The organism is Mesorhizobium sp. M0189 (genome assembly GCF_040322135.1).
Classification (GTDB): Bacteria; Pseudomonadota; Alphaproteobacteria; order Rhizobiales; family Rhizobiaceae; genus Mesorhizobium.
In genome coordinates this window covers 360,738-369,871 of record NZ_JAMYSW010000004.1, presented here as the reverse complement: position 1 = coordinate 369,871, position 9,134 = coordinate 360,738, and the positions used below count along the sequence as shown (strand labels likewise).

Sequence of the window (9,134 nt, the reverse complement as noted above, 5' to 3'; positions counted from 1 at the left end):
ACCATAAGATTCCGTACGTATTGCTGCCGCGGAGTGGTGAAACGTTTCGAAAATGACAGCGTCAGGACGAAAAAAGCAGCGCAAATCCACTGCACCGACCATGCTTCACGTGGCCGAAGCGGCGCGTGTTTCCGTGGCCACCGTATCGGCGTTGATCAACGGCACCGCGACCGTCAGCCCCGAGCTCAGCCAGCGCATCGAACAGGCGATCCGCGACATCGGTTACAAGCGCAACGCCATCGCCCGCAGCCTCAAGATGGGCACCACACGCACCATCGGGCTCACCGTCCCACACATCACCAACCCGTTCTTTACCGACGTGGTTTCGGTGATCCAGCAGGCTTTCGACAGGGCCGGCTACGCCGTCATGCTGTGCTGCACCGACGAGCACCTGAACACGCAGGACGATCAGATCAGGCTGCTGCTCGACCGGAAGGTGGACGGGCTGATCGTCGCGCGTGTCGGCGACGGCGCGATCCTCAAAGGGATTGTCGACGACGCCAATGTGCCGGTCGTGCTACTCGACCGTGTTTGCCAGGGTGTCGACACCGATGCCGTCGTTCTCGACAATCAGCGCGCGGTGTTCGACGCCATCACTTATCTGATCGATCTCGGCCATCGGCGCATCGGCTACATCTCCGGCTCGTTCGATATCTCGCCGATGAATGACCGCATGGCGGGATACCGGGAAGCCCTCCAGACCGCGGGCCTGCCGGCCGAGCCCGAGCTCGTCCGCTTCGGCAATTTCCACGAAGTCGATGGCTACAACGCCACCATGCAGCTGCTTTCGCTGCACGACCGGCCGAGCGCCATCTTTTCGGCCAACAACCCGATGGTGATCGGCACGATGAAGGCCATCCGCGATATCGGCCTGTCCTGTCCGGAGGATATTTCGGTCGCCTGCTTCGACGATTTTCCGTGGTCGGATGTGTTCCGGCCGCAATTGACCACGGTCGCACAGCCGGTGCAGGCGATTGGCGAACAGGCGGCCAATCTGCTGCTCGACCGGCTCGCCGGCAACAGGGATGCGCCGCCGCGCAAGCTGACGCTCAAGGGACGCCTGATGATCCGCAATTCATGCCGGCCACTTGGCGCGATCGCACAAAGCGTCAGCGCGTAGCGCTTGGGCTCTGTTCAGAAACGTTGTAATGCCGGACGGACAGCGCTCCCCCTGTCCTGCCGACCCCGGCCCTTCGCAGCCGCTACGGGCGTTCGTCGTTCGAAAACCGAGCAATTGAAGGACGCGGCGCCGATCGAGCCAAGTGGGCAACAATCAGCCCGCCGACAAGCAGGAAAATCTTGGCAATCGAAGCATGTCGGATTAGGAATATGACGAGATGCGGCTGATCGCCTACACGGGCGCCGGCTTGAGTCATGTGCGTGAAATCGATCCTAATCGGGCTGGTACTTGCTGGGATGGTCGCATTCTTCGGCTGCACCACCGGCCGCGCATTAAAGACTTTCCCCTCGGCCTATGGCGGCCTCACCGACGCCGGTTTTCGCGTTCCGCCGGTTCCGATCTACAAGGTTGACCAAAAGTTCCATCGGCAGACAGTGCCTTATGCGACTGAAGAGGCGCCTGGCACCATCATTGTCGATACAGGAGCGAAGTTCCTCTACTACGTGTTGGGAGACGGTCAGGCGCTGCGCTACGGAATCGGCGTTGGCAAGGCGGGCTTCGAGTGGCATGGCACTGCTCACGTTGCGAGGAAGCGCGAATGGCCGGATTGGAGCGCGCCGTCTGCGATGATCGTACGCGAGCAGAAGCGGGGCCGCATCATACCGGCTCATATGGAGGGCGGACTCATGAACCCGCTCGGGGCGCGGGCGCTCTATCTTTTCAACGAGAAAGGTGACACTGGATATCGCCTGCACGGTAGCCCTGAATGGTGGTCCATCGGCAAAGCTGTGTCGGCGGGCTGCATTCGCCTCATGAACCAGGACATCATCGATCTCTACAACCGCTCCACAATCGGCACCAAGGTGATCGTCATTTAGTAGACGCCGCGTTTCCGTCTAACAGACGAGCATGACGGATCGAAAACTCTCCGCGTAAAGCGCGCGAACTGTTCGCGATGTCTTCGCACACCTGTTCGCGATGTTCCCTGCCTAAGGCCGGCCTTGCCCGCAACAGTGCCAAGTGGCGAACCAGCTCTCAGGCAGCTTCCGACAGCGATTTGTGGGCGTCGGTCAGGATCTCGAACGAGCGCACCCGCGCCGCATGGTCGAAAATCTGCGCTGTGACCATCAGTTCGTCGGCGCCGGTGCGGCGCACGAATGCCTCGATGCCTTGCCTGACCGTTTCGGGGGAGCCGACGACGGCGCAGGAAAGCGCCTGGCCGAGCATGGTCTTGGCCATTGGATCGAGGTCGCGCTCATATCCTTCGACCGGCGGCGGCAATCGGCCGGGCCGGCCGGTGCGCAGATTGACGAAGGCCTGCTGCAGCGAGGTGAACAACAGCCGCGCCTCGGCATCGGAAGGAGCAGCGAAGACATTGAGGCCGAGCATCACATAGGGCTTGTCGAGCTGCTCCGAAGGCTGGAAGCGCGAGCGGTAGATCTCCAGCGCATGGTCGAGCTCGGCCGGCGCAAAATGCGAAGCGAAGGCGTAGGGCAGGCCGAGCGTGGCGGCAAGCTGCGCGCCGTAGAGGCTGGAGCCGAGAATCCAGATCGGCACCTTTTCGCCTTCGCCGGGCACCGCGCGGATGCGTTGGCCGTCTTCGGCTGGCTGGAAGTAACCGATCAGCTCGACGACGTCCTGCGGGAAATTGTCGGCGCCAGCGTCGAGGTTGCGGCGCAGCGCCCGTGCCGTGGGCATGTCGGTGCCGGGCGCCCGGCCGAGGCCGAGATCGATGCGGCCGGGATGCAGAGCGTTGAGCGTGCCGAATTGCTCGGCGATGACAAGTGGCGAATGATTGGGCAGCATGACGCCGCCGGCGCCTACGCGTATCGTACGGGTACCTCCGGCCACATGGGCAATGACCACCGAGGTGGCGGCGCTGGCGATGCCTGGCATGTTGTGATGCTCAGCCAGCCAGTAGCGCTTATATCCCAGCCGCTCGGCATGACGGGCGAGATCGAGCGAATTGGCGAGCGACTGCGAAGCATTGCTGCCTTCGACGATCGGCGACAGGTCGAGAACGGAAAGAGCGGTCATCGGCGGGGATTCCTGTGGACCGGACGGATGTAGGAAGCCGTTGCCGGGGCGGCAAATTCAAAATGTTGATCGAGCGCTGTGCGCCTGACGGATGTGCAACCGATGCAAGGTCGTTGATATGCACACCAATCAGTGACGCTTTTGGGCTCTTAAGCCGCTACCTTTTTGGCTCGGAAATCTCTTCATCCTCGATTACCGCCGTGTGCTGCGCCGCGAGGAAATTGCCGACATGGCTGAGACCGTCGAAATGATCGCAGAATACCTTGATGACGACCAGCAGCGGCACCGCCATCAGCGCGCCGACGAAACCCCATAGCCACGACCAGAAGGCGATGGCGATCAGGATCGCCACGGCGTTGATCTCGAGACGGCGGCCGACCACCGTCGGCGTCACGAACTGGCCTTCGACGACGTCGCATAAGAGGACGAAGGCCGGCGCCAGCAGCGCATAGGAAATCGTGTCGAAGCTGATCAGCGCGATGATCGTGACCAGCGTGATGGTGGTCAGCGCCCCGATATAGGGCAGGAAATTGAGCAAGGCCGCTGCCGCGCCCCAGACCTGCGCGTTGGGCACGCCGAGTGCCCACAGGCCGAGCCCGATGACCACGCCGAGACATGTATTGATGACCGTGACAGTAAGCAGATAGTGCGAGATTTCACGCTCGACGTCATAGACTACGCGCAGCGCCCGCTTCTTTTCGCTTAGACTGGGGAAGGACTGGACGATCTTTTCATAGAACATCGTGCCCGAGGCGAGCAGGAACAGCGACAGGACGAAGACGATGGTGACGCTGGCGCCGGCCGACAGCACATTGCCGGCGGCCTGCGAGAGAATACCCGATGGCGCCATCGCCACCCTCTGAACGCCCGGCTCCTGGGACGTCTGTGTCAGGCCCTCGATCTGGCGCGAAATCTCCACGATCCGTTCGAACGGACGGCGCAGTTGTGCCAGACGTTCGGTAAGCTGCTGGCCGATCGTCGAGGTGTTGTTGATGAGGTCGATGACCGGGCCGCTGAGCAGATATCCCGCGACGGCGACGAGGCAAAACGAAAGCAGCACCAGCAGTGTCGCCGAAATGACATCGGGCATGCCATGCTTGCGCAGGAAGCGAACGATCGGCGTCAGCGTCAGCGCCAGCAGAAAAGCCAGAATGACCGGCATGAAGAAGGCGCGGGCGAAGTAAAGCGCGTAGATCGCCATGAGGATGAAGATGCCGACGAGCAGCGAACGCATCAGATGCGCATCCGCCCGCGCCTCGACGCGCGAATCCGGGCTTTCGGCAGCGCTTGCGCCCGAAGCGGCGGGTTCGGCCTTCATTCTGACCCTCGGCGGCACACCGCGATTGGTGTAGACCGTTGGCGAAAACGCCTCTGCGGCTTCAAGGTTCCGTTAGCCGGCGTCACCGGCAAGGCCGCCTCGCGGCTTTGCTGGTGAATCAGGCAACCGGCGCTGCCGCGGCGACGGCCTTCGCAGTTTCCCGGCGCACGATCGGCGCCACCTTGGTGCCGTAGAGTTCGATAGCCTTCATGACCTTGGCGTGCGGCATGGTGCCGATCGCCATTTGCAGCAGGAAGCGGTCGTTGCCGAATATCCTGTGCTGGGCAATGATCTTGTGCGCCACCTGTTCTGGATTGCCGACGAACAGGGCGCCGTTCGGGCCGCGCGATTGGTCGAAATGAGCCCGCGACGTCGGCCCCCAGCCGCGCTCGCGGCCGATGCGGTTCATCACTTCGGCCTGCGGCCTGTAGAAATCGTCGGCTGCCTGGTCGGCGGTGTCGGCGATGAAGCCGTGCACGTTGAGGCTGGTGGCAAGGCTCGCCGGATCGCTGCCGGCCCGCCTGGCTGCATCCCTGTAGATGTCGAACAGTGGTGCAAACCGCGCCGGTTCGCCGCCGATGATCGCCAGAGCCAGCGGCAACCCGAGTACGCCAGCCCGCGCCGCCGATTGCGGCGTACCACCGATCGCGATCCAGATCGGCAATTTGTCCTGAAAGGGCCGGGGATAGACGCCGCGATCGTTGATCGGCGCGCGCAGACTGCCCGACCAGGTCACCTTGACATGATCACGGATGGCGAGCAGCAGGTCGAGCTTCTCGGCAAAGAGCTCGTCATAGTCTTCGAGATTATAGCCGAACAGCGGAAAGGATTCGATGAACGAGCCGCGCCCGGCCATGATCTCGGCCCGGCCGCCGGACAGAAGATCGAGGGTGGCAAACTGCTGAAAGACGCGCACCGGATCGTCGGAGGACAAAACGGTGACCGCGCTGGTCAGCCTTATGCGCTTGGTTCGTTCGGCAGCCGCCGCCAGCGCCACCACCGGAGCGGAGGCAGCATAGTCGGGACGGTGGTGCTCGCCGAGACCAAAGACGTCCAGCCCGACCTGATCGGCGAGCTCGATCTCCTCGATCAGGTTGCGCAGCCGCTCATGCGCACCGATCGCCCCGGGACCCGGTTCCGGGCTGACGTCAGCGAAGGTGTAGAGACCGAGTTCCATAGTGGTGTCATCCTAGCGTTTTGTCTTGGCGCTACAGGTAGCGATCAGTCCGCTGCGCCGCCAGAGGCCTGGATGGTGAACAGTGCGGGTGGCTTTCAGCCGAATTCGATCGAAATGGCGTCTCCCGGTTGCAACAGATCAGAATTTCATGGCTGGCATACCGTTTTGGCGCTTGAACTCTCGGTTTTCACGCGTATGTAAGCCTCGCAAATTGACTCCAGGGAAGTGGACTTGGCTATCTACAGGGAAAAAGACGTTTTCGAGCGGCGCAATGCCGCAAACGAGGCAAAGAAGGCGCTTCTGGAGCGCTTCAAGGCAAAGCCGGCGGCAGATGATCCAGCGGTGCTGGCACGACAGGCCGAGCGCAAGGCAGTCCTCGAGGCCCGCGCGATACGCGAGGCCGAAAAGGCCAGGCTGAAGCAGGAAAAGCTGGCGCGCGAAGCGGCCGAAAAGGCCGAGCGCGAGGCAGCTGCCGAAGCGGCACGCATTGCCGCCGAAGAGGCAGCACAGGCCGAAGCGAAGATCCGGGAAGCTGAAGAGAACGAGCGCATCGCCCGTTTTCTTGCCGACGAGGCCGAACGCAAGGCCAAGCGTGACGCACGCTATGCCGCGCGCAAGCAGCGCACCGGCAGGACGCCGCCCGGCTTCTCCGCCCGATAGCGCCTTCCGGCGCTGATCGGCCGAATTCAAGAATCAGGGCCGCCTTGCAGCGGCCCTGAAGGCGTTTGGTCTGTCGGGCCGACTTAAGCCGCGAGCTTCAGTCCCATAATGCCGCAAACGATGAGCGCGATGCAGGCCAGCCTGATCGCGGTCGCCGGCTCCCCGAGCAGCCATATCCCCAACAGCGCCGTGCCGACGGTGCCGATGCCGGTCCATACCGCATAGGCTGTGCCGACCGGCAGTGCCTTCAGCGCCAGGCCGAGCAAGGTCAGGCTGACAATCATCGAGGCTACCGTCAGGACGGTTGGCAGCGGCTTCGAGAATCCGTCGGTGTATTTTAGGCCGATCGCCCAGCCGATCTCGAACAGGCCGGCGAAGAACAGGAAAATCCACGACATCGGAACGCTCCGTTTCGATGGCTCCCGGCCGATCTCTTGAAAGCGCAAAAACTATCTTCGCCGCATCCATATGGGATGCTCGTGCGCTTAATGAACAACAATACCGGCCGCATTTGCGGCCGGTCGAAATAAGCCAAAACGGTAGCTGCGGCCCTACTTGTCCTTCAGCTTCATCGCCTTCACCGGCGGTGCCTTCAGGGCCGGCGCCGGAGCGGGTTTCTTCGCGTCCTTCTTCGGCTTGCGGGCTTCCTTGCCTGCCTTCATCGCACCTTTAGCCATGATTCGTTCCTCCGGTTGATGTCTGGCGAAGTGAAACAAGAGAAAACGCTAGACTGCAAGAGGCCGCTGCCGTGCAGTCGCCTTGGCCGATGGCTGTCAACCGGTTTCTAATTCCCTCGTAAACCGCAGCGGTCCGTGCGATGGTCCTCTTCGCACTGCAGCATCAGCCCTTGCGTTTCGCCGGCTGATGATCGCGCAGTCCGGTCAGGACGACAATGCGGATCCACATCGGTTGCCAGATGAGCTTCGACTTCCCGCAGGAAACACCGCTGATCGCGATGCTCAACGTCCATTATTCGCGCGCATCCGATCTCGAGCGGCCGGACTTCCTGACGTCGAACCCGCCGGTGCCGATCGAAAGCTATCGCGACAGTTTCGGCAATTGGTGCAACCGTCTCGTTGCGCCGGCCGGGCGCTTTGCGTTCGGCACGGACGCGGTCATCCGCGACCCCGGCTCCTTCGAGACGCGCGAGCTGACGGCATGGCAGCATGAGGTGCGCGATCTGCCGTCGGAGACGCTGCTGTTCCTGCTGCCCAGCCGCTATTGCGAGAGCGACGTGCTGGCGAACGAAGCCTGGCGGCTGTTCGGCAATACGCCGCTCGGCATCCCGCGCGTCCAGGCGGTCTGCGACTTCGTCCATAACCATATCGTCTTCAACTATTTCAATGCACGGCCGACACGCACCGCAGCCGAAGCCTATCGCGAGCAGAGTGGTGTGTGCCGCGACTTTGCCCACCTCGCAGTCGCCTTCTGCCGCGCCCTGAACATCCCGACCCGCTACTGCACCGGTTATATCAGCGATATCGGCCTGCCAAAGCCGTGGTCGGACATGGATTTCGCCGCCTGGATGGAGGTTTATCTCGGCGGCCGCTGGCACGCGTTCGACCCGCGCAACAACGCGCCGCGCATCGGCCGCATCCTGATTGCCTCCGGACGCGATGCCGCCGATGTCCCACTCACCCACATTTTTGGACCGGGCGCGCTGGCTGGCTTCAAGGTCTGGACGGAGGAGGTCATCGAATAGCCTCTCGCGCTGCCCTTTTGAACAACTCGACACTTCGGGCGTTGTTCAAGCTGTGGAGCGTGGGCGTGCTCCGCTAATCTCGGTGCATCAACCAAGGCAGCACACCATGGCGGCGCATGGCGGGTCGAAAAAAGTGATCTATGCGGCGCTCGCCGGCAATCTTGCGATCGCCCTGACCAAATTCGCCGCTGCCTTGTTCACGGGCAGCTCGGCAATGCTCTCGGAAGGCGTCCACTCGCTCGTCGATACCGGCAATGGCAGCCTGCTGCTTTACGGCATGCACCGCGCCGCCCGGCCGGCCGATCGGACGCATCCGCTAGGCCATGGTCGCGAGCTGTATTTCTGGAGCTTCATCGTCGCGCTCCTCGTCTTTGCACTGGGCGCCGGCATATCGTTCTACGAAGGCGTGACGCACATCATGGCGCCGGAGCCGATTGCCAACGCAAAGGTGAACTACGCTGTACTTGGCCTTTCCTTCCTGTTCGAAGGCACCTCCTGGCTGGTGGCGCTGAACGAGTTCCGCCACCAAAAAGGCAGCCACGGCTGGCTCGAGGCGGTGCAGCTCAGCAAGGACCCGAGTGTCTACACCGTACTCTTCGAGGACAGCGCGGCACTTCTCGGCCTCGTTGTCGCCTTCGCCGGCATATTGGCGGCGGAACTGCTGGACATGCCGAAGCTCGACGGCGCCGCGTCGATCGGCATCGCGCTGATCCTGGGCGCGACCGCGATCTTCCTGGCCCGCGAAAGCAAGAGCCTGCTGCTCGGCGAGCCGGCCTCGCCCGAGGTGCAAATGAAAGTGCTGGCCATTGTCCAGCAGGACCCGGCGGTGCGGCGGGCAAATGGCGTACTGACGCTCCATATGGGGCCTCAGGAGATCGTCGCCGCTCTGAGCATCGAGTTCGAGGACCACTTGTCGGCGCCCGAGATAGAGACCTGCGTCGAACGCCTCGAGACACGGCTGAAGGCGGAGATGCCGGAGGTCACGCGCCTGTTCGTCAAGCCGCAGACCACCGGCACCTGGGAACGGCGGAGCAAGGCCTTGGCGGCGTCCGGAGGGGAGCCGGCCTGAGGAAAATGGCTGCGCCATCGGGCAGTCCCGGTTATGATTGCGCGCAAAAGC

10 protein-coding genes are annotated in these 9,134 nt (G+C 62.7%); 5 read left to right on the top strand and 5 right to left on the bottom strand.

The features are described from left to right. The first annotated feature begins 100 nt into the window (after nucleotides 1–100). Together NKJ09_RS10200 and NKJ09_RS10195 are read left to right on the top strand one after the other, a co-directional pair. Entirely contained in the window at nucleotides 101–1,120 is a 1,020-nt protein-coding gene (locus NKJ09_RS10200) for a LacI family DNA-binding transcriptional regulator (RefSeq protein WP_352484335.1), read from the top strand. Between the two features lie 254 nt (nucleotides 1,121–1,374). Then, nucleotides 1,375–1,998 carry a L,D-transpeptidase gene (locus NKJ09_RS10195; RefSeq protein WP_352495039.1) on the top strand — a complete coding sequence of 208 codons (624 nt, stop codon included), beginning with the start codon at nucleotides 1,375–1,377 and terminating at the stop codon, nucleotides 1,996–1,998. A gap of 157 nt (nucleotides 1,999–2,155) precedes the next feature. On the opposite strand, the gene NKJ09_RS10190 is transcribed toward NKJ09_RS10195, so the two are convergent. The 3 genes from NKJ09_RS10190 to NKJ09_RS10180 all read right to left on the bottom strand — a co-directional run bounded on the left by NKJ09_RS10190 (nucleotide 2,156) and on the right by NKJ09_RS10180 (nucleotide 5,652). Next, complete coding sequence (locus NKJ09_RS10190) at nucleotides 2,156–3,157, bottom strand: LLM class flavin-dependent oxidoreductase (RefSeq protein ID WP_352495038.1); 1,002 nt, start codon at nucleotides 3,155–3,157, stop codon at nucleotides 2,156–2,158. A gap of 157 nt (nucleotides 3,158–3,314) precedes the next feature. Continuing rightward, on the bottom strand, nucleotides 3,315–4,475 hold the full coding sequence (locus NKJ09_RS10185; protein WP_023718182.1) for an AI-2E family transporter: 1,161 nt from the start codon (nucleotides 4,473–4,475) through the stop codon (nucleotides 3,315–3,317). Between the two features lie 118 nt (nucleotides 4,476–4,593). After that, entirely contained in the window at nucleotides 4,594–5,652 is a 1,059-nt protein-coding gene (locus tag NKJ09_RS10180; RefSeq protein ID WP_352495037.1) for an LLM class flavin-dependent oxidoreductase, read from the bottom strand. 231 nt (nucleotides 5,653–5,883) lie between these two features. Here NKJ09_RS10180 and NKJ09_RS10175 point away from each other — a divergent pair, with 231 nt between their 5' ends. Beyond that, the gene (locus NKJ09_RS10175; RefSeq protein ID WP_352484331.1) at nucleotides 5,884–6,312 is read left to right on the top strand and encodes a DUF6481 family protein; all 429 of its coding nucleotides are present in this window, start codon (nucleotides 5,884–5,886) and stop codon (nucleotides 6,310–6,312) included. Nucleotides 6,313–6,395: 83 nt separating this feature from the next. On the opposite strand, the gene sugE is transcribed toward NKJ09_RS10175, so the two are convergent. Together sugE and NKJ09_RS10165 are read right to left on the bottom strand one after the other, a co-directional pair. Next, nucleotides 6,396–6,710 carry a quaternary ammonium compound efflux SMR transporter SugE gene (sugE, locus tag NKJ09_RS10170; RefSeq protein WP_352484330.1) on the bottom strand — a complete coding sequence of 105 codons (315 nt, stop codon included), beginning with the start codon at nucleotides 6,708–6,710 and terminating at the stop codon, nucleotides 6,396–6,398. Nucleotides 6,711–6,863: 153 nt separating this feature from the next. Beyond that, nucleotides 6,864–6,989 (bottom strand): hypothetical protein, encoded by a 126-nt coding sequence (locus tag NKJ09_RS10165; protein WP_013528464.1) that lies wholly within the window; start codon nucleotides 6,987–6,989, stop codon nucleotides 6,864–6,866. Between the two features lie 215 nt (nucleotides 6,990–7,204). On the opposite strand from NKJ09_RS10165, the gene NKJ09_RS10160 reads away from it, so the two are divergent. Both NKJ09_RS10160 and NKJ09_RS10155 read left to right on the top strand, forming a co-directional pair. Further along, nucleotides 7,205–8,014: a transglutaminase-like domain-containing protein gene (locus NKJ09_RS10160; RefSeq protein ID WP_023718185.1), complete on the top strand. Its 810-nt coding sequence runs from the start codon at nucleotides 7,205–7,207 to the stop codon at nucleotides 8,012–8,014. Nucleotides 8,015–8,120: 106 nt separating this feature from the next. Next, nucleotides 8,121–9,083 carry a cation diffusion facilitator family transporter gene (locus NKJ09_RS10155; protein WP_352484329.1) on the top strand — a complete coding sequence of 321 codons (963 nt, stop codon included), beginning with the start codon at nucleotides 8,121–8,123 and terminating at the stop codon, nucleotides 9,081–9,083. Nucleotides 9,084–9,134 lie beyond the last annotated feature (51 nt).